The 23,138-nt window shown below is 71.9% G+C and carries 1 protein-coding gene and 1 pseudogene; both read right to left on the bottom strand.

Translation table 11 applies throughout. From position 1 onward, the window contains the following. Window positions 1-107: 107 nt before the first annotated feature. Window positions 108-12,053, bottom strand: coding sequence for an SDR family NAD(P)-dependent oxidoreductase (locus REH65_RS08445; protein WP_406692005.1), 11,946 nt, complete (start codon window positions 12,051-12,053; stop codon window positions 108-110). Next, a pseudogene (locus REH65_RS08450) lies at window positions 11,981-23,137 on the bottom strand (SDR family NAD(P)-dependent oxidoreductase); the annotation flags it as partial. The gene REH65_RS08445 and the pseudogene REH65_RS08450, both read right to left, overlap by 73 nt. Window position 23,138 lies beyond the last annotated feature (1 nt).

Here is a 23,138-nt window from a genome sequence, read left to right on the forward strand (position 1 = left end):
TCCGGACAAAAAGGACATTGATCATGGATGATTATGGCTAAAACTGTCCCCACCCGAGTCTCCGACCACCGAGAGGGGACGAGGTCGGGACCGGGGGCGAGGGCTGGTTAGGCGTCTCCTAGTTCGTTGTCGAGGAGGGCGAACATCTCGTCGTCGGAGGCGTTGTCGAGGTCGATGTCCGCGGATTCCTCCTGGGCGTCGGCTCGGCGGGAGTCCCAGCGGGACTTGAGGACGTCGAGGCGCCCTGCGACCTGCTTGTGCAGCTCGTCGTCGATGTCGGCGTTGCCGAGCGCGCTCTCCAGTCGTTCGAGCTCGGCGAGGAGCGAGGTGCCCTCGTCCGGGGCGAGCTCGGCGAGCAGGTGGTCCGCCAGTTCCCGCGGCGTCGGGTAGTCGAAGACCAGCGTGGCGGGAAGGCGGGTGCCGGCCGCCGCGCTGAGGCGGTTGCGGAACTCGACCGCGGTCAGCGAGTCGAAGCCCATCTCCTGGAACTGGCGGGCGGGTTCGACGGCGTCCTTGTCGTCGTGGCCCAGGACTTCGGCGGCCTGGTGCTGGACGACGTCGAGGACGATCTCCGCGCGTTCGGCGGCCGAGCGGCCGGTGAGCTGCGCGGTGAGCGCCTCCGCCGCCGACTCGGTGACGGCGCGGCGGGTGCGCCGCCGGACGAGGTTGCGCAGCAGCGGCGGAACCTCGCCGCGCGCCCGGATCGCCGCCAGGTCCAGTCGGACCGGCAGGACCACGGGTCGCTCGACGCCCAGCGCCGCGTCGAACAGGGCCAGGCCCTCCTCGACCGGCAGCGGCGGCATCCCGGACTTGGCCATGCGTTCCGCGTGGTCGGCGGCCATGCCGGTCTGCTCCCACGCACCCCACGCCAGGGACGTCCCGGACAGCCCGAGCTCCCGGCGCCGCGCGGCGAGCGCGTCGAGGAACGCGTTGCCGGCCGCGTAGTTCCCCTGCCCCGGGTTGCCGAACGTGCCCGCGAGGGAGGAGAACACCACGAACGCCGACAGGTCCTCGGTGAGCTCGTGCAGGTTCCACGCGGCGTCGACCTTGGGCCGCAGCACCGCGTCCACGCGTTCCGGTGTCAGCGAGTCGATCGGGGCGTCGTCGAGCACGCCCGCGGTGTGCACGACGGCCGAGACCGGGTGCTGTTCGAGCAGGTCGGCGAGGGCGGCGCGGTCGGCGACGTCGCAGGCCTCGACCTCCGCTGAGGCGCCGAGGTCGGCGAGCTCCTTGACCAGCTCGTCGGCCCCGTCGCCGTCGCGCCCGCGCCGGCTGACCAGCAGCAGTCGGCGAACGCCGTGCTCAGCGACCAGGTGGCGGGCCACCAGGGCGCCCAGACCGCCGGTGCCGCCGGTGATGAGCACGGTGCCGTCGGCGTCCCAGGTCATCTCGGTGGCGGGGCCGACTCGGGTGAGCCGAGGCACCAGGACCTCTCCGTCGCGGAGGCGCACCTGAGGCTCGCCGGTGGCCAGGGCCCGGGCCAGGGCGGCCGGGTCGGTGGTGTCGGTGTCGACCAGTCCGAACCGGTCCGGGTGCTCGGACTGGGCCGAGCGCACCAGACCCCACACCGCGGAGGCGGCGAGGTCGTCGCGGGTGACGAACACCAGCCTGGTTCCGGCGGAGCGCTCGATCCACCGCTGGGCCAGGCCCAGCACCCGCGCGGTGAGGGCGTGGGCAGAGGCGACGACGTCGTCGCCGCCGGTGATCGGCACCAGCACCACCTCGGCTTCGGGGAGGTCCTCGTGGACCTGTCCGGGGAGGCCCAGGTCGTCGGGGCCGAGCACCGCCCAGTCCGGTTCGGGTGCGTCAGGTGCGGTGACCGCGGCCCAGTCCAGGCCGAACAGGTCCCGCGAGCTCTGACCGGAGAGTTCCGGCGAGAGCGGGCGCACCACCAGCGAGTCCACCGAGGCGACGGGGGCTCCGGTGGTGTCGGCGAGCGCGAGGGTCATCGCCCCGTCGTCGGCGACCGCCATCCGGACCCGCAGTTCCGCGGCGCCCGAGGCGTGCAGGGACACGCCGGTCCAGGCGAACGGGACTCCGGCCCCGCCGTCGCCGCCGGTGAGGAAGGCGGTGTGCAGGCTCGCGTCCAGCAGCGCCGGGTGCAGCCCGAACCCGCCGGTCTCGGCGCCCTCGGGCAGCGCGACCTCGGCGAAGATCTCACCGTCACGGCGCCACGCGGCACGCAGGCCCTGGAACAGCGGCCCGTAGTCGAAACCGGCCTCGGCGAACCGCTCGTAGCAGTCCGCCAGGTCCAGGGGTTCGGTGTTCGCGGGCGGCCACGCGGCGAGGCCCGTCCGGGCCGGGTCTTCCCCGGTCGTCAGGACACCGGTGGCGTGCTCGGCCCACGGCGCGTCTGCGTCGCCCTCGGGTCGGGAGAACACGGTGACGCTGCGGTGATCCGAGTCGTCGGCGGCGCCGACGGCGACCTGCAGCTGGACCGACCCGTCTTCGGGCAGCACCAGCGGCGCGGCCATCGTCAGCTCCTCCACCCGGTCGTATCCGACTTCGTCGCCCGCGCGCACCGCGAGCTCCACCATGGCGGCGCCGGGAACGAGGACCTGTCCCATGACGACGTGGTCGCCCAGCCAGGACTGCGAGCGCAGCGACAGGCGGCTGGTGAACAGGAACCCGTCGGATCCGGCCAGCTCGACCGCGGCTCCCAGCAGCGGGTGCTCGACCGCCTGCAGGCCCAGCCCCGAGGCGTCGCGGGACCGGGTGGTGGGCATCGGCCAGAACCGCTTGTGGTCGAAGGCGTAGGTCGGCAGGTCGACCCTGCGCGCCCCGGTCCCGGTGAAGAACGACCGCCAGTCCACGTCGACGCCGGACACGTGCAGCTGCGCCATCGCGGTGACCGCGGCGACCTCCTCGGCCCCGTCCTTCCGCAACATCGGCACCAGCACGGCGTCCTCGACCGTCTCCGCCGCCATCGCCGACAGCACGCCGTCCGGTCCGAGCTCCAGGAACGCGTTCACCCCCGCCTCGGCGAGGTCGGCGACGACGTCCCCGAACCGCACGGCTTCCCGCACGTGCTGCACCCAGAACTCAGCCGAGCACACGTCCCCGGACACCACCACGGGCACGCTCGGGCTCCGGAACGAGATCCCGCTGATCGCCTCCCGGAACTCCGCCAGCAACGGCTCCATCAAAGCCGAGTGAAAAGCATGAGAAACGCTCAACCGCTGGAACTCCCAACGCCCGGCAACCTCGAGAACAGCGTCCTCGTCCCCGGCCAGAACCACCGAACTCGGCCCGTTCACCGCCGCCAGCGAAACCACACCACCCGAACCACTCCCGCCCCCAGGTGACGGAATACCGGAGTAATCCGGTCCCCGAATACCGGAGTTATCCGCTTCCCGAATACGGGAGTCTTCCGTCAGGAACGGCAGCACCTCCGACTCACTCGCACGAACCGCCACCATCACCCCGCCCGAGGGCAACGCCTGCATCAGGCGGGCTCGGGCCGCGATCAGGGTGCAGGCGTCCTCCAGGGTCAACACGCCTGCCACGTGGGCTGCGGCGATTTCCCCGATCGAGTGGCCCGCGACGTAGTCCGGGCGGAGGCCGAAGGACTCGGTGAGGCGGTACAGGGCGACTTCCAGCGCGAAGAGGGCCGGTTGGGCGATTCCCGTCTGGTTGAGGGAGTCCTCGTCGGCGCCCCACATGACGTCGCGGACCGCCGGGTCGAGGTGTTCCAGGACCTCGTCGAGGGCTTCGGCGAAGATCGGGAAGCGGTCGTAGAGCTCGCAGCCCATTCCGACGCGTTGCGAGCCCTGCCCGGAGAACAGGATCGCGAGCGTCCGCTCCTCGGCGAGGCCTCGGGTGGACTCGACGACGCCGGTGTCGCCGTCGAGCAGGACCGCGCGGTGCTCGAACACCGGGCGAGATTCCACCAGGGAGAACCCGATGTCGACGGAGGACTCCTCGTCGACGTGGGCGCGGATGCGCTCGACCTGGCCGGACAGCGCGCCGTCGGTCTTGGCCGACACCGGCAGCGGGACGACGCCGGGCAGGACCTGCGTGTCCTCCTCCGGCTCGTCCACGGCCTCGGGCTGCTCCAGGATCAGGTGGGCGTTGGTGCCGCTGATGCCGAACGAGGACACGGCCGCGCGCCGGGGCCGGCCGACCTCGGGCCACTCGACGGTGTCGGTCAGCAGCGAGACCGCACCGGCTTCCCAGTCGACCTGGGACGATGCGGTGTCGGCGTGCAGCGTCCTGGGCAGGACGCCCCGCTGCATGGCCTCGATCATCTTGATCACGCCCGCAACACCCGCAGCGGCCTGCGTGTGCCCGATGTTGGACTTGATCGAGCCCAGCAGCAGCGGGCGCTCGCGGTCCTGACCGTAGGTCGCCAGCAGCGCCTGCGCCTCGATCGGATCACCCAAAGCCGTTCCGGTTCCGTGACCTTCGACCACATCGACGTCCGAAGTGGACAATCCACCGCTGGCCAGCGCTTGGCGGATGACGCGCTGCTGCGACGGGCCGTTCGGAGCGGTCAGGCCGTTCGACGCACCGTCCTGGTTCACCGCGGAACCCCGCACCACCGCCAGCACCTGGTGGCCGTGGCGGCGGGCGTCGGAGAGGCGTTCCAGCACGACGACACCGGCGCCTTCGGACCAGCCGACGCCGTCGGCCGAGTCGGAGTAGGCCTTGCAGCGGCCGTCGGCGGCCAGGCCGCGCTGCCGGGAGAACTCCACGAACGAGCCCGGCGTCGACATCACCGTCACACCACCGGCCAGAGCCATCGAGCACTCACCACTGCGCAACGCCTGCATCGCCCAATGCATCGACACCAACGACGACGAACACGCCGTATCCACCGTGACCGCAGGCCCCTCGAACCCGAAGGTGTACGAGACGCGCCCGGAGACGACGCTCGGCGAGTTGCCGGTGCCCTGGTGGCCTTCCGAGCTGCCGCTGAGCAGCTGGCTGTAGTCGCTGTACATGACACCGGCGAACACGCCCGTTCGGCTGCCGCGCAGCGTCGTCGGGTCGACCCCGGTGCGTTCCAGGGCTTCCCACACGGTTTCCAGCAGGAGTCGCTGCTGGGCGTCGGTGGCCAGGGCCTCGCGCGGCGACATGCCGAAGAACGCGGGGTCGAAATCGCCTGCGTCGTGCAGGAATCCGCCGGATCGGGTGTAGGAGGTGCCTGCGTTGTCCGGGTCGGAGTGGAACAAGGAGTCCAGGTCCCAGCCGCGGTCGGCCGGGAACTCGGTGATCGCGTCGACCCCGTCGGAGACCAGCCGCCACAGGTCGTCCGGCGAGGACACGCCTCCCGGGTAGCGGCAGGCCATGCCCACGATCACGACCGGGTCGTCGCCCGTGCCGGCCAGGACCGGCAGCGACGGGGCCGGTGCGGTGCCGCCGAACAGCTCGTCGTGCAGGTGCTCGGCCAGGGCGCGGGTCGTCGGGTGGTCGAAGACCAGCGTGGCGGGCAGCCTCAGGCCCGTGGCGGTGCCGAGCCGGTTGCGCAGCTCGACTGCGGTCAGCGAGTCGAAGCCCAGGTCCTGGAAGGCCCGGGACGGGTCGACGGCCTTGTGATCGGTGTGCCCGAGGACCGCGGCGACCTCGCCCGCGACCAGCTCGACGAGCGCGGCCAGCCGCTCGCTCGCGTCGAGACCGCCCAGCCTGGCGATGAGCGACTCCGCCGTGCGGGTCTGCGCCAGGGACCGTCGCGACCGGGTGCGCACCAGGCCGCGCAGCAGCGGCGGAACGTCTCCGCCGGACCGCAGGGCCGCCAGGTCGAGGCGGACCGGCAGGACGACCGGGTGTGTCGTGGCCAGGGCCGCGTCGAAGAGCTCCAGCCCTTCGTCCGGGGTGAGCGCGGGCATGGCCGAGCGGGTCTCGGCCGCCATGCCCTGTTCCCAGGCACCCCAGGCGAGGGAGACACCCGGAAAGCCGAGAGACCTGCGGTGCTCGACCAGGGCGTCGAGGAACGCGTTGCCCGCCGCGTAGTTCGCCTGGCCCGGAGTGCCGAACGTGCCTGCAGCGGAGGAGAACACGACGAACGCGGACAGGTTCTCCGAGAGCTCGTGCAGGTTCCACGCCGCGTCCACCTTGGGACGCAGCACCGCATCCAGGCGTTCCGGCGTGAGCGACTCGACCACGCCGTCGTCGAGCACACCGGCCGCGTGCACGATGGCCGTGACCGCGTGTTGCTCCAGCAGAGCCGCGACCGCGGCTCGGTCCGAGACGTCGCAGGCGACCACATCGACACGGGCACCGAGCTCCGTCAGCTCATCGGGGAGCTCGCCCGCATCCCCTCTCCTGCTGACCAGCAGCAGATCGCGAACACCGCGCTCCGCCACCAGATGACGAGCCACCAGAGCACCCAGGCCACCCGTGCCACCGGTGATCAGAACCCGACCGCCCCAGGTGACCGGCTCGTCCTCCGGCGTCACCCGGGTCAGGCGAGGAGCCAGCACCTGTCCGTCGCGGATGCGCAGCTGCGGTTCGTCGCTGGACAGGGCCCTCCGCAGCGCCGTCTCGTCGACCGGTTCGCCGACGTCGACCAGCGCGAACCGGCCCGGGTGCTCGGACTGCGCCGAGCGCACCAGACCCCGCACCGCCGACGCAGACACGTCACCGCGCGTCACGAACACCAGGCGCGACTCGGCGAAGCGGTCCTCGGCGAGCCACCGCTGCAGCAGGCCGAGCGCGTGCGCGGCGAGGTCGTGGGCCGAGCCGATCACGTCGTCGGAGCCGGTGATCGGTGCCAGCACGATCTCGGCGCCGGGCAGCTCCTCGTGGACCGGTCCGGGCAGGCCGAGCTCGTTCGGGCCGAGCACCGCCCAGTCGAGGCCGGTCGGCTCGGTCCTCGGGGCCGGGATCCACTCCACGCCGAACAGCGCGTCGCGGTCGATACCGGCGCCGAGCTGCGCCGGGGAGACCGGGCGCAGCGCCAGCGACCGCACCGAAGCGACCGGCGTTCCGGTGGAGTCGGCCAGGGCGAGGGTCATGGCGCCGTCGGTGGTGCGGGTCAGGCGCACCCGCAGTTCCGTCGCGCCGGTGGCGTGCAGGGAGACGTCGGTCCAGGAGAAGGGCAGTCCGGCTTCGCCACCGGTCTCGGCGACGAACGCGGCGTGCAGGCTCGCGTCGAGCAGCGCCGGGTGCAGCCCGAACCCACCGGTCTCGGTGCCCTCGGGCAGCGCGACCTCGGCGAACACCTCACCGTCACGGCGCCACGCCGCGCGCAGGCCCTGGAACAGCGGGCCGTAGTCGAACCCGGCGTCGGCGAGGCCGTCGTAGCAGCCGTCCAGGGACACCGGCTCGCCTCCTGCAGGCGGCCACTCCCCCAGGTCGGCCTCGACCTGCGGATCCTCGCTGGTGAGGACGCCGCTGGCGTGTTCGGTCCACGGCGCGTCGGTGTCCTCGGGCCGCGAGTACACCGCGATCGTGCGGCGTCCCGCCTCGTCCGGGGAACCGACGGCGACCTGCAGTCGCAGCGCGGTCTTCTCCGGCAGCACCAGCGGTGCCGCCATCGTCAGCTCCTCGACCCGTTCGCACCCGACCTCGTCACCGGCGCGAATCGCGAGTTCCACCAGGGCGGCGCCGGGAACCAGCGCCTGCCCCATGACGACGTGGTCGGCCAGCCACGGCTGAACCCGCAGCGACAGGCGGCTGGTGAACAGGAAGCCGTCCGAGCCGGCCAGTTCCGCGCCGGCACCCAGCAGCGGGTGTCCGAGCGCGGTGAGTCCCAGGCCCGAGGCGTCGTGCGGTTGCGCGGTCGGCGTCGGCCAGAACGTCCGGTGCTCGAAGGCGTAGGTCGGCAGGTCGACCCTGCGCGCCCCGGTCCCGGTGAAGAACGACCGCCAGTCGACGTCAACACCCGACACGTGCAGCCGGGCGAGCGCGGTGACGACGGCGACCTCCTCGGCCCCGTCCTTCCGCGACATCGGCACCACCACGGCGTCCTCGACGGACTCCGCGGCCAAAGCCGACAGCACCCCGTCCGGCCCGAGCTCCAGGAACGCAGTGGCCCCGGCCTCGACGAGCTCGACCACCGAGTCCCCGAACCGCACAGCCTCCCGAACGTGCTGCACCCAAAACTCAGGAGAGGTCACATCCCCGGCCGCAGCAATCGGAACCCCAGGCTCCTCGAACGACAACCCCTCAATCGCCACCCGGAACTCATCAAGCACCGGCTCCATCAAAGCCGAGTGAAAACCATGAGAAACCCTCAGCCGCTGGAACTCCCAGTTCTTCGCAACCTCAAGAACAGCGTCCTCATCCCCGGCTAGAACAACCGAGTTGGGCCCGTTCACCGCCGCGAGCGACACCACCCCCGGCCGAGAACGACTTTCACCCGATCGAAAACCGCTGTTTTCATCGCGTCGAAAACCGCTTTTTTCATCCCCCTGAATATGGGAGTTTTCGACACCAGCAGAACCACCCGACAGGAACGGCAGGACGTCGGACTCGCTCGCGCGCACGGCGACCATCGCCCCGCCCGAGGGCAGGGCCTGCATCAACCTGGCGCGAGCCGTGATCAGGGTGCACGCATCCTGCAGGGACAACACGCCCGACACATGGGCCGCGGCGACCTCACCGATCGAGTGACCCGCCAAGTAGTCCGGACGCAACCCGAACGACTCCGCGAGGCGGAACTGGGCCACCTCCAGAGCGAACAGGGCCGGTTGAGCAATGCCCGTCTGGTTCAGGGCTTCCTCGTCCTCTCCCCACATCACCTCCCGGACTGACGGATCCAAGTGAGCCAAGACCTCGTCCAGAGCCTCGGCAAACACCGGGAAACGCTCGTAGAGGTCCCTGCCCATGCCCAGCCGCTGGGAGCCCTGGCCCGCGAAGAGGACGGCCAGGGAGCCTTCGCGGGCGGTGCCCGTGGCGAGGTCCGTGATCTCCGAGTCCGTGGCCAGCAGGACCTTGCGGTGTTCGAACCGGGTGCGCGAGTCGACGAGGGAGAATCCGAGGTCCAGGGCCGGGGTGTGCTCGGCAGCGGCGCGGATGCGTTCGGCCTGGCCGGGCAGGGCGCCTTCGGTCTTGGCCGAGATCGGCAGCGGAACCGCGGTCGGGTGGACCTTCGCCTCCGGCTCCGGCGGGCCCGCGTCGGGGGCCTGCTCCAGGATGACGTGGGCGTTGGTGCCGCTGATGCCGAAGGACGAGACGCCGGCGCGGCGCGGCCTGCCCGTGTCCGGCCACTCGGCCGGGGCGCTCAGCAGCTCCAGCGACCCCGCCTCCCAGTCGACGTGCGACGACGGGGTGTCGGCGTGCAGCGTGCGCGGCAGCGTGCCGAGCCGCATCGCCGCGATCATCTTGATCACGCCCGCGACGCCCGCAGCGGCCTGCGTGTGCCCGATGTTGGACTTCACCGAGCCCAGCAGCAACGGCCGCTCCCGGTCCTGCCCGTAGGTCGCGAGCAACGCCTGCGCCTCGATCGGATCACCCAGCGCCGTTCCGGTTCCGTGCGCTTCCACCGCGTCCACATCGGACGGCTGGAGTCCGGTACCGGCGAGGGCCTGGCGGATGACGCGCTGCTGCGACGGGCCGTTCGGGGCGGTCAGGCCGTTGGACGCACCGTCCTGGTTCACCGCAGAACCTCGCAGGACCGCCAGGACCTGGTGGCCGTTGCGGCGGGCGTCCGACAGGCGTTCCAGCACCAGCAGACCGACGCCCTCGGACCAGCCGACGCCGTCGGCGGAGTCGCCGAACGCCTTGCAGCGCCCGTCGGGTGCGAGTCCGCCCTGCCGGGAGAACTCGACGAACGAGCCCGGCGTGGACATCACGGTCACGCCACCGGCCAGCGCCAGCGAGCACTCGCCCTGCCGCAACGACTGCGCGGCCAGGTGCATCGACACCAGCGACGACGAGCACGCCGTGTCCACGGTCATCGCCGGCCCCTCGAAACCGAACGTGTAGGAGACGCGGCCGGAGACGACGCTGGGCGAGTTCCCGGTGCCCTGGTGCCCCTCCGAGGCGTCGCTGAGCAGCTGGACGTAGTCGCTGTACATGACACCGGCGAACACACCGGTCTGACTGCCGCGCAGCGAGGCCGGGTCGATGCCCGCGCGTTCCAGCGACTCCCACGCGACCTCCAGCAGCAATCGCTGCTGGGCGTCGGTGGCCAGCGCCTCGCGCGGCGACATGCCGAAGAACTCGGCGTCGAAATCACCTGCGGCGCTGAGGAAGCCGCCGGATCGAGCCGATGAGGTCCCGGCGTGATCGGGGTCCTGGTTGAACAGCAGGTCCATGTCCCAGCCGCGGTCGGTCGGGAACTCGGTGATCGCGTCGACGCCGTCCGACACCAGCCGCCACAGGTCTTCCGGCGAGGACACCCCGCCCGGGTAGCGGCAGGCCATGCCCACGATCACGACCGGGTCGTCAGCAGTGCTGACCGCCGCCGGGAGCACGACGTCGGTGGCGCCGAACAGCTCGTCGTGCAGGTGCTCCGCCAGGGCGTGGGCCGTCGGGTAGTCGAACACCAGCGTCGCCGACAGCTTTAGGCCGGTGGTGGATCCGAGCCGGTTGCGCAGCTCGACAGCGGTCAACGAGTCGAAACCGAGGTCCTGGAACGCCTTAGCCGGATCGACGGCGCTGCCGTCAGCGTGACCGAGGACCGCCGCGACCTCACCCCGCACCAAGTCCAGGAGCGCTTCGGCGCGGCCGGCCTCGCTCAGGCCGCGCAGGCGGGTCGCCAGCGACTCGGCCGTGCGCGATCCCGCCCCGGCCTTGGCCTTCCGGCTGCGGACGAGGCCGCGCAGCAGCGGCGGAACGTCGCCACGAGCGCGGATCGCGGCCAGGTCGAGGTGCAGCGGCAGCACCACGGGACGTCCCGTGGCCAGTGCGGCGTCGAACAGCCGCAGGCCGTCCTCGGGCGCCAGCGCGGGCATGGCCGATCCGGTCTCGGCCGCCATGCCCTGATCCCAGGCACCCCACGCGAGGGACGCACCCGGAAGGCCGAGGGAGCGGCGGTGTTCGACCAGAGCGTCCAGGAACGCGTTCCCGGCGGCGTAGTTCGCCTGGCCGGGGTTTCCGAAAACGCCTGCGGCGGAGGAGAACACCACGAACGCCGACAAGTTCTCAGCCAACTCGTGCAAGTGCCAGGCCGCATCCACCTTCGGACGCAGCACAGCATCCACGCGCTCCGGCGTCAACGACTCAACCACACCGTCGTCCAGCACACCAGCCGCGTGCACCACGGCCGAGAACTCGTGCTGCTGAACCAGTTCCGCCACGGACTCGCGATCGGCCACGTCGCAGGAAACGACCTCCACCCGGGCACCGAGCTCCGTCAGCTCGCCGGGGAGCTCGCCCGCGGCCCCGCGCCTGCTGACCAGCAGCAGATCGCGAACGCCGCGCTCCGCCACCAGATGACGAGCCACCAGAGCACCCAGGCCACCCGTACCGCCGGTGATCAGAACCCGACCACCCCAGGCGACCGGCTCGTCCTCCGGGGCGACGCGCGCCAACCTGGCCGCCAGCACCTCACCGTCGCGGATCAGCAACTGCGGCTCGGCGGACTCCAACGACGTTGCGAGAGAAGCGACATCGACGTCGTCGGGGAGGTCGAGCAACCCGAACCGGCCCGGGTGCTCCGACTGCGCCGAACGCACCAGACCCCACACGGCGGCCGAAGCGACATCGCCTTCCCGAGTCACGAACACCAGACGCGCATCAGCGTCCCGCTCGCTCGCCAACCACTCCTGCAGCAGCGCCAGAGCGCAGGACACCGTCGCGTGCACGGACTCCGGAACATCGCCGGGTCCGGAACGATCGGAGCCAGCACCACACCACCGGTCTCCGGCCGCAGCCCCGGCTCCACCCGCGTCTCGACCCCGGGCAGCGCCTCGACCAGACCGAACTCGTCCGCGCCGAGGATCGTCACCGGGGAGGTGAAGGTCTGCGCGGGCACCGACGTCCACTCGACGCCGAACAGCGACCGCCGCTCGACACCCGAGGGGACCAGCTGGTCCCCGGCCACCGGGCGCACCGTCAACGACTTCACCGAGGCCACCGGCACGCCGTCCGGATCGGTCATGGCGAGCTCGATCGAGCCGTCGGCGTCCCGGCGCAGCCGCACCCGCAGCTCCACCGCGTCCCACGCGTCCAGCGACACGCCCGACCAGGAGAACGGCAGGCCCGCTCCCCCGTCCCCGGCGATGGCCGCCGCGTGCAGGCACGCGTCGAACAGCGCCGGGTGCAGGTCGAAGCCGTCGGTGTCGACCCCGTCCGGCAGCGCGACCTCGGCGAAGGTCTCCGCCCCGCGCTGCCAGACCGCGCGCAAGCCCTGGAAGATCGGGCCGTACTCCAGTCCGGCGTCGGCAAGCCTGTCGTAGCAGTCGTCCAGCGCGACGGGTTCGGCGCCGGCGGGCGGCCAGACCGCCACGTCGAACTCGGCCTCGCGGCCGTCGACGGCCAGCGCACCGCTGGCGCACGGCGTCCAGACCTGCTCGTCGTCGCCGTCGGGCTGCGAGTAGACGTTCACCGAGCGGCGGCCGGACTCGTCGGCCGCGCCGACCCACACCTGCACCCGCACGCCGCCGTGCTCGGACAGGACCAGCGGGGCGACGAGCGTCAGCTCCTCCACACCGCCGCAGCCGAGCTCGTCGCCTGCTCGGGCGACCATCTCGACCAGCGCCGCGCCCGGCACGACCGGGCGCCCCATGACGACGTGATCGGCCAGCCACGGGTGCGATTGCAGGGACAACCTGCTGGTGAACAGAGCCCCGTCGCCCTCGGCCAGCTCGACCGCCGAGCCCAGCAGCGGGTGTTCCGTCGACAGCAGTCCGAGGCCCAGCGAGCTGTCGTGCCGGGCCGCGGCCGCGGGCCAGAACCACTGGTGCTGGAAGGCGTAGGTGGGCAGCGCGATGCGGCGCGCACCGGTTCCGGCGAACAACGGGTCCCAGGAGATGTCGACGCCGCTCGCGTGCAGCCGCGCCAGGGCGGTGACGGCGGATTCCTCCTCGCCCCGGTCCTTGCGCAGGATCGGGACGAGCAGCGCGTCCTCGGCCGTCTCGGCCGCCATGCCGGACAGCACCCCGTCGGGGCCGAGTTCCAGGAACGCGGTGGTGCCCGCGTCGACGAGGTCGGCCACGGCGTCGGCGAACCGGACGGGTTCGCGCACGTGCCGCACCCAGTGCTCGGGCGAGGTCACATCACCCGAGGTGACCACGGGGATCGTCGGGGTGTGGAACGACAAGCCGCTGACGACCTGGTGGAACTCGTCGAGCATCGGGTCCATCAGCGGCGAGTGGAAGGCGTGCGAGACCTGCAGGCGGGTCGACTTCCACCGCGACGCCACCTCCAGCACGGCGGCCTCGTCGCCGGAGAGCACCACCGACGCCGGGCCGTTGACCGCGGCGATCGACACGCCGTCGACCAGGTGCGGCAGCACCTCGGCCTCACCGGCCTGCACCGCCACCATCGCGCCGCCCGACGGCAGCGCCTGCATCAGCCGTGCCCGGGCGCCGACCAGCGCGCACGCGTCCTCCAAGGAGAGGACCCCGGCGACGTGGGCGGCGGCGATCTCGCCGATCGAGTGCCCGGCCAGGTAGTCCGGCCGCACGCCGAAGGACTCGACGAGCCGGAACAGGGCGACCTCGATCGCGAACAACGTCAGCTGCGCGGTCCCGGTCCGGTTGAGCGCTTCGGCGTCGTCGCCCCACATGACCTCGCGCACGGCGGGGTCGAAGTGCTCCAGGACCTCGTCCAAGGCGTCGGCGAACACGGGGAACCGCTGGTGCAGCTCACGCCCCATGCCGAGTCGCTGCGAGCCCTGGCCGGTGAACAGGATCGCCAGCGTCCGGGCCTCGGCGACGCCGCGTCCGGCCGGGACGACGCCGTCGCCGGTGGCGACCAGCGCGGCGCGGTGTTCGAACAGCGAGCGCGAGGTGGCCAGGGTGTAGGCGATGTCCAGCGGGGAGCCCTCGGCGGAGCGGATGCGGTTGATCTGCTCGTTGAGGGCCTCGTCGGACCGCGCGGAGATCATCCACGGCGCGGCGGACGGCGGGGTCTGCTCGACCGGTTCGTCGACGGCCGGGCCTTGTTCGAGGATGAGGTGGGCGTTGGTGCCGCTGACGCCGAACGCCGACACCGCCGCTCGGCGGGGCCGGTTCACCTCCGGCCACTCGGTCGGCTCGGCGAGGAGCTCGACGGTTCCGGCTTCCCAGTCCACGTGCGTGGAGGGCGTGTCGGCGTGCAGGGTGCGCGGCAGGACGCCGCGCTGGATCGCGGAGATCATCTTGATCACGCCCGCGACACCGGCGGCCGCCTGGGCGTGGCCGATGTTGGACTTGATCGAACCGAGCCGCAGCGGCTCGTCGCGGAGCTGACCGTAGGTCGCCAGCAGAGCCTGGGCCTCGATCGGGTCGCCGAGAGTCGTTCCGGTGCCGTGCGCCTCGACCACGTCGACATCCGATGTGGACAGACCTCCGCTGGCGAGGGCCTGGCGGATGACGCGCTGCTGCGACGGGCCGTTCGGGGCGGTCAGGCCGTTGGAGGCACCGTCCTGGTTGACCGCCGAACCCCGCACCACGGCCAGCACCTGGTGACCGTTGCGGCGGGCGTCGGAGAGCCGCTCCAGCACCACGACGCCGACGCCCTCGGACCAGCCCACGCCGTCGGCGGAGTCGCCGAACGCCTTGCAGCGGCCGTCCGGGGACAGGCCGCGCTGCCGGGAGAACCCGATGAACGCGCTCGGCGTGGACATCACGGTCACACCGCCCGCCAAGGCCAGCGAGCACTCGCCCTGCCGCAGCGACTGGGCGGCGAGGTGCATCGACACGAGCGACGACGAGCAGGCGGTGTCGACCGTGACCGCGGGGCCCTCGAACCCGAAGGTGTAGGAGACGCGGCCGGAGACGACGCTCGAACCGCCGGTGGCCTGGTAGCCCTCGGCGTCACCCGCGAGGAGCTGGGCGTAGTCGTTGTACATGACACCGGCGAACACGCCGGTCTGGCTGCCGCGCAACGCCATCGGGTCGATGCCCGAGCGCTCCAGGGACTCCCAGGAGACCTCCAGCAGCAGCCGCTGCTGGGCGTCGGTCGCGAGCGCTTCGCGCGGCGACATGCCGAAGAAGGCCGGGTCGAAATGCCCTGCTTCGTGCAGGAAGCCGCCTTCGCGGACGTAGGAGGTCCCGGCGTGGTCCGGGTCGGGGTCGAACAGCGCGTCGAGGTCCCAGCCCCGGTTGTCGGGGAACTCCGAGATCGCGTCGACGCCGTCCGACACCAGCCGCCACAGGTCTTCCGGCGAGGACACCCCGCCCGGGTAGCGGCAGGCCATGCCCACGACCACGACCGGGTCGTCAGCCGTGCCGACCGCCGCCGGGAGCACGACCTCGGCGGCGCCGAACAGCTCGTCGTGCAGGTGCTCCGCCAGGGCGTGGGCCGTCGGGTAGTCGAACACCAGCGTCGCCGACAGCTTTAGGCCGGTGGTGGCGCCGACGCGGTTGCGCAGCTCGACAGCGGTCAACGAGTCGAAACCGAGGTCCTGGAACGCCTTCGCCGGATCGACGGCGTTGCCGTCGACATGGCCGAGGACCGCCGCGACCTCACCGCGCACCAAGTCCAGGAGCGCTTCGGCGCGGTCGGTCTCGCCGAGCGAGCTCAGGCGCGCGAGCAGCGAGTCGGTGGCGCCCGATCCGGCCAGGGTGCGGCGGGAGCGGGTGCGGACCAGGCCGCGCAGCAGCGGCGGGACCTCGCCGCCGGCTCGCAGGGTCGCCAGGTCGAGGCGGACCGGCAGGAGGACGGGGTCGGGCGCGGCCAGGGCCGCGTCGAACAGCCGCAGGCCCTGTTCCGGCGACAGCGGCGGCATGCCCGAGCGGGTGAGCCGCTCGGCGTCGACCGCCATGCCCTGCTCCCACGCGCCCCAGGCCAACGAGGTGCCCGGCAGGCCGAGAGAACGGCGGTGCTCGATCAGGGCATCGAGGAAGGCATTGCCCGCCGCGTAGTTCGCCTGCCCCGGAGATCCGAAAACACCCGCGGCGGACGAGAACACCACGAACGCCGACAGGTTCTCAGTCAACTCGTGCAAGTGCCAAGCCGCATCCACCTTCGGACACAACACCGCATCAACGCGCTCCGGCGTCAACGACTCGACCGTAGCATCATCGAGAACACCAGCCGCGTGAACCACAGCCGAAACCTCGTGCCGCTCCAGAAGATTCGCGACCGCAACCCGGTCAGCCACGTCGCAAGCGACCACCTCAACCGTGGCACCCAGCCCGGTCAGCTCTGCCGGGAGATCACCGGCGGCATCCAAACCCCGGCGACTCACCAGCACCAGGTCCCGCACACCCCGCTCGGCGACCAGGTGGCGAGCCACCAGGGCACCGAGGCCGCCAGTGCCGCCGGTGATCAGAACCCGACCACCCCAGGTGACCGGCTCGCCTTCCGGCGTCACCCGGGCCAGACGAGCGGCCATCACCTGGTCGTCGCGGAGCAGCAGGTGCGGTTCGTCGCTGGTCAGCGCCCGGGTCAGCAAGCCCCTCGGCACCTCGTCGGCGTCGAGTTCGAGCAGGCCGAAGCGGCCCGGGTGCTCCGACTGCGCCGAGCGCACCAGGCCGCGCACCGCGGCGGCGGCCACGTCGGCGCTGCGCGTGACGAACACCAGGCGCGAGTCGGCGTGCCGGTCGGCGGCCAGCCACTCCTGCACCAGGCCCAGGGCGCGGGTGGTCGCGTCGTGGGCGGAGGAGATGACGTCCTCGCCGCCCGCCACCGGCACCAAGACCGCCGGGGCCGTGACCTCGCTCAGATCGTCGCGGACCTCACCCGGCAGGTCGAGCGGGTTCGGGCCGAGGACCTGCCATTCCGACGCGCCGTCGGTCACCGCGGCCGTGGTCCACCGGAGGCCGAACAGCGAGTCGCGTTCGGCGAGGCCGTCGGTCGAGATCGGGCGCAGGGCCAGGGATTCCACCGAGGCGACCGGGGTTCCGGCCGGGTCGGCCAGGGCCAGCGACATCGATCCGTCGGCCCGCTTCGACAGGCGGACCCGCAGACGGGTGGCGCCGGCGGCGTGCAGGGACACGCCGGTCCAGGAGAACGGCAGGCCGGCTCCCCCGTCACCGGCGACGCCCGCCGCGTGCAGGCACGCGTCGAGCAGCGCCGGGTGGAGGCCGAAACCGGTGGTGTCGGCACCGTCGGGCAGGACGACCTCGGCGTAGACGTCGTCGCCGCGCTGCCAAGCCGAGCGCAGTCCGCGGAAGGTCGGGCCGTAGTGGAACCCGGCGTCGGTGAACAGGTCGTAGCAGCCGGTCACGTCGAGCTCGGTGGCGTCGGCGGGCGGCTGGAGGCCGTCATCGAAGGCCAGCGAACGTTCCCCGGTGGCGAGCGTGCCGGTGGCGTGCTCGGTCCAGAACCCGCCCACGGCCTCGGCCGGGCGGGAGAACACGGTGAGGGTGCGCGCACCCGACTCGTCGGCGGCGCCGACCGCGACCTGCACCTGCACGGCGCCCTGCTCGGGCAACGTGAGCGGGGCGGCCAGGGTGAGCTCCTCGACCCGGTCGCAGCCGGCCTCGTCTCCGGCCCGCAGCGCCAGCTCCACCAGAGCGGCGCCGGGGACGAGGGCCTGGCCCTGGATGACGTGCTCGGCCAGCCACGGCTGCGCGCTCACCGACAGGCGGTTGGTGAACAGCACCCCGTCCGAACCGGCGAGGTCCGCGGACGCACCGAGCAGCGGGTGCTCGACGTCCACCAGCCCGAACCCGGACACGTCCCCGCTGCGAGCCCGCAGCACCGGCCAGAACCGCTGGCGCTGGAACGCGTAGGTCGGCAGCGCGACCCGCCGGGCCCCGTCGAAGGCCGGCGACCAGTCGACGTCGACACCGGACACGTGCAACCGGCCCAGCGCCGTGAACAGCGAGGACTCCTCGTCCCGCCCCTTCCGCAGCACCGGAGCGGCCACGACGTCCTCGACGGACTCGGCCACCAACCCGGACAGCACCCCGTCCGGCCCGAGCTCCAGGAACGCCGTCACACCGGCATCGACCAGATCCGCAACCGAGTCCCCGAACCGCACAGCCTCCCGAACGTGCTGCACCCAGAACTCAGGAGAAGTCACATCCCCGGCCGCAGCAATCGGAACCCCAGGCTCCTCGAACGACAACCCCTCAATCGCCACCCGGAACTCATCAAGCACCGGCTCCATCAGCGCGGAGTGGAACGCATGAGAAACCTTGATCCGCTTGAACTCCCAGTTCTTCGCAACCTCCAGAACAGCGCCCTCATCACCAGCCAGAACAACCGACTCGGGACCGTTCACCGCTGCAAGAGACACCACCCCCGACCGAGAACCGCCACTGTCACCCGATCGAAAACCGCTGTTTTCGTCGCGTCGAAAACCGCTGTTTTCATCCGCCTGAATATGGGAGGTTTCGACACCGGCAGAACCACCCGATAGAAACGGCAGGACATCGGACTCGCTGGCGCGGACCGCCACCATCACGCCGCCCGGGGGCAAGGCCTGCATCAACCGGGCCCGAGCCGAGATCAAGGTGCAGGCGTCCTCCAGGGACAACACGCCCGCCACATGGGCCGCGGCCACCTCACCGATCGAGTGACCCGCGAGGTAGTCCGGGCGGAGGCCGAAGGACTCGGTCAGGCGGAAGAGGGCGACTTCGAGGGCGAAGAGGGCTGGTTGAGCGATTCCCGTCTGGTTCAGGGCATCCTCGTCCTCGCCCCACATCACCTCTCGGACTGACGGATCCAGGTGGCTCAGGACCTCGTCCAGGGCCTCGGCGAACACCGGGAAACGCTCGTAGAGGTCCCTGCCCATGCCCAGCCGCTGGGAGCCCTGGCCCGCGAAGACCACGGCGAGGGCGCCTTCGCGGGCGGTGCCCGTGACGAGGTCCGTGATCTCCGAGTCCGTGGCCAGCAGGACCTTGCGGTGTTCGAACCGGGAACGGGACGTGACCAGGGAGAACCCGATGTCGGCCGGGGCGGCGTCGAGGGCGCGGAGGCGGGTGATCTGCTCGTCCAGCGCGGCTTCGGACCTCGCCGAGACCACCCACGGGACCACCTGCGCCGACGGCTGCTCCTCCGGTTCCTCGACGGCGGGGCCCTGCTCCAGGATGACGTGGGCGTTCGTGCCGCTCACGCCGAACGACGAGACCGCGGCGCGACGGACTCGACCGGTCTCCGGCCAGTCGCTCGGCGAGCTCAGCAGCTCGACCGAACCGGCTTCCCAGTCGACGTGCGACGACGGCGTCTCGGCGTGCAGGGTGCGCGGCAGGACACCGCGCTGCATGGCCTCGATCATCTTGATCACGCCCGCAACACCCGCAGCGGCCTGCGTGTGCCCGATGTTCGACTTGATCGAGCCCAGCAGCAGCGGGCGCTCCCGGCCCTGACCGTAGGTCGCCAGCAGCGCCTGCGCCTCGATCGGATCGCCCAAAGCCGTTCCGGTCCCGTGCGCTTCCACCGCATCGACGTCCGATGTGGACAGACCGGCGCTGGCGAGGGCCTGCCGGATGACTCGCTGCTGCGACGGGCCGTTCGGCGCGGTCAGGCCGTTCGACGCACCGTCCTGGTTCACAGCGGAACCCCGCACCACCGCGAGAACCTCGTGCCCGTTGCGACGCGCGTCCGACAAGCGCTCCAGCACCAGCAGACCGACGCCCTCGGACCAGCCCACGCCGTCGGCGGAGTCGCCGAACGCCTTGCAGCGGCCGTCCGGGGACAATCCGCCCTGGCGGGAGAACTCCACGAACGGACCCGGCGTCGACATCACCGTCACACCACCGGCCAGCGCCATCGAGCACTCACCACTGCGCAACGCCTGCATCGCCCAATGCATCGACACCAACGACGACGAACACGCCGTATCCACCGTGACCGCAGGCCCCTCGAACCCGAGGGCGTAGGCGACGCGCCCGGTGGCGATGCTCGGCGAACTGCCCTGACCCTGGTGGCCTTCGAAATCGCCGCCGTCGAGCAGGCCGCTGTAATCGCTGTACATGACACCGGCGAACATCCCGGTGCGGCTTCCGCGCAGCGACATCGGGTCGATGCCGGCGCGCTCGATCGCCTCCCACGCGACCTCCAGCAGCAACCGCTGCTGAGAATCGGTGGCCAGCGCCTCGCGCGGCGACATCCCGAAGAACTCGGCGTCGAAGTCCCCGGCGTTCCGGAGGAAACCGCCGGAGCGCGTGTAGGAGGTGCCGACGTGGTCGGGGTCCGGGTCGTAGAGGGTGTCCAGCGACCAACCGCGGTCATCGGGGAATTCCGAGATCGCGTCGACGCCGTCCGACACCAGCCGCCACAGGTCTTCCGGCGAGGACACGCCACCCGGGTAGCGGCAGGCCATGCCCACGATCACGACCGGGTCGTCGGCGGTGTTGACCAGGGCGGGGACGCTCGCGGCGTCCTGCGCGCCCGAGCCGAACAGCTCGTCGTCGAGGTGCTCGGCCAGCGCCTGGGCGTTCGGGTAGTCGAAGACCAGCGTGGCGGGCAGGCGCAGCCCGGCGGAGGCGCCGAGGCGGTTCCGCAGCTCGACTGCGGTCAGCGAGTCGAAGCCGGAGTCCTGGAAGGCCCGGGTGGGGTCGATCGCCTTGCCGTCGGCGTGGCCCAGGACCGCGGCGACGTCATCGCGCACCAGCTCGAGGAGCACATCGCGTCGTTCGGCCGGGGTGAGCCCGCTCAGCCGGGCGACCAGGGACTCCGCCGCACGTGATCCGGCCAGGGAGCGACGCGTCCTGGTGCGGACGAGCCCGCGCAGCAGGGGCGGCACCTCGCCCGCCGAGCGCAGGGTCGCCAGGTCGAGGCGGACCGGCAGCACCAGCGGGTGGTCGGTGGACAGCGCGGCGTCGAACAGCCGCAGGCCTTCTTCGGTGGTCAGCGCGGGCATTCCCGACCGGTCGAGCCGGTCGGCGTCCATGCCCGAGGCCATGCCCTGCTCCCACGCGCCCCAGGCCAGGGACGTGCCCGGCAGGCCGAGAGAACGGCGGTGCTCGATCAGGGCATCGAGGAAGGCGTTGCCCGCCGCGTAGTTCGCCTGCCCCGGAGATCCGAAAACACCTGCGGCCGACGAGAACACCACGAACGCCGACAAATTCTCAGTCAACTCGTGCAAGTGCCAAGCCGCATCCACCTTCGGACGCAACACCGCATCAACGCGCTCCGGCGTCAACGACTCGACCGTAGCGTCATCGAGAACACCAGCCGCGTGAACCACGGCCGAAACCTCGTGCTGATCCAGGAGATTCGCGACCGCATCCTGGTCAGCAACGTCGCAAGCGACCACCTCAACCGTGGCACCCAGCCCGGCCAGCTCGGCCGGGAGATCACCGGCGGCATCCAAACCCCGGCGACTCACCAGCACCAGGTCCCGCACACCCCGCTCTGCAACCAAGTGCCTGGCGACCTGGGCGCCCAGACCACCCGTGCCGCCGGTGATCAGCACCCGGCCGCCCCAGCTGACCGACTCACCCTCCGGCGTCACCCGCACCAGACGCGCCGCCAGCACCTCGCCGTCGCGGATCGCCAGCTGCGGCTCGTCGGTAGCGAGAGCCGTTGCCAGGGCGGAAGAATCGACATCGCCGGTGCCCAGCTCCAGCAGCCCGAAGCGGCCCGGGTGCTCCGACTGCGCCGAACGCACCAGACCCCGCACCGCCGCTGCGGCCACGTCGCCTTCGCGGGTCACGAACACCAGGCGCGACTCGGCGAAGCGCTCGTCGTTCAGCCACCGCTGCACCAAGAGCAAGGCCCGCGCGGCAGCGGCGTAGGCGGACGCCACCGCGTCCGCCTCTCCCGCCACCGGAACGAGCACCACGTCCGCGGTCACCGTGCTCAGGTCTTCGTGGACCGTGCCGGGCAGCCCGAACGCGTTCGGGCCGAGCACCGCCCACTCGACCTCGGCCGCGTCACCTGCGACCGGGATCCACTCCAGGCCGAACAGGGCGTCGCGGGTGCGCTGGGCGTCGGTGAGCTCGGTCTGCGCGAACTCGCGCACGACCAGGGATTCCACGCTCGCCACCGGAGCACCGGTGGCATCCGCCAGTGCGACGACCATCGACCCGTCGGCCGCGACCGACGTCCGAACCCGCAGTTCGGAGGCCCCCGAGGCGTGCAGGGCGATGCCGCGCCAGGAGAACGGCACGACGCCGCCGGCGTGCTGACCCGCGAGCGCCAGGGCGTGCAGGCTCGCGTCCAGCAGCGCCGGGTGCAGGCCGAACCCGCTGGTGTCGACGTCCTCGGTCAGCGCGACCTCGGCGAACACCTCGTCGCCGGACCGCCACGCCGCGCGCAGCCCCTGGAACTCGGTGCCGTAGTCGAAGCCCGCGGCGGCGAAGCGGTCGTAGAACCCGTCGAGCTCCACCGGCTCGGCGCCTGCGGGCGGCCAGGCGGCGGTGTCGAACGCCGGGGCCAGCGGCTCACGGCCGAGCAGGCCGGTCGCGTGCTGCGTCCAGGGGAGTTCGGCGTCGTTCTCGGGCCTGCTGTGGATCGCGATCGTGCGATGCCCGGTGTCCTCCTCCGGCCCGACGCGCAGTTGAAGCTGCAGCGCACCCCGCTCCGGCAGCACCAGCGGGGAGGACAGCGTCAGCTCCTCGACCCGCTCGCACCCGGCTTCGTCGGCGGCCCGGATCGCCAGGTCCACCAGGGCCGCGCCCGGGACGAGCACCTGGCCGTGCACGACGTGATCGGCCAGCCACGGCTGCGACCGCAGCGACAGGCGGCTGGTGAACAGGAACCCGTCGGCGTCGGCGAGCTCGGCCGACGCACCGAGCAGCGGGTGCTCCACCGCCTCCAGACCGGCTCCGCGCACGTCACCCGCACGGCCCGCGGTGTCGGGCCAGAACCAGCGCCGCTCGAACGCGTAGGTCGGCAGGTCGATGCGACGCCCGCCCTCCAGCAGCGACTCCCACCGCAGGTCGGCACCGACGACGTGCAGCCGAGCCAGAGCCGTGAGCAGGCTGGTCTCCGCGTCCTGGTCCTTGCGCAGCACCGGAGTGATCACCGCGGCCTCCGGCGCGGAGTCAGCGGCCATCGCCGACAGCACCCCGTCGGGACCCAGTTCGAGGAACGCGCCCACGCCCTCCTCGACGAGCCCGGCAACGGAGTCCCCGAACCGCACGGCCTCCCGAACGTGCTGCACCCAGTGCTCGGGCGAGGTCACATCCCCGCTCGCCGCGATCGGAATCCCCGGATCCCGGAACACCAACCCCGCAACGACTTCCCGGAACTCGTCCATCATC

The sequence above is a fragment of the Saccharopolyspora sp. ID03-671 genome (assembly GCF_045278815.1).
GTDB lineage: Bacteria > Actinomycetota > Actinomycetes > Mycobacteriales > Pseudonocardiaceae > Saccharopolyspora > Saccharopolyspora ipomoeae.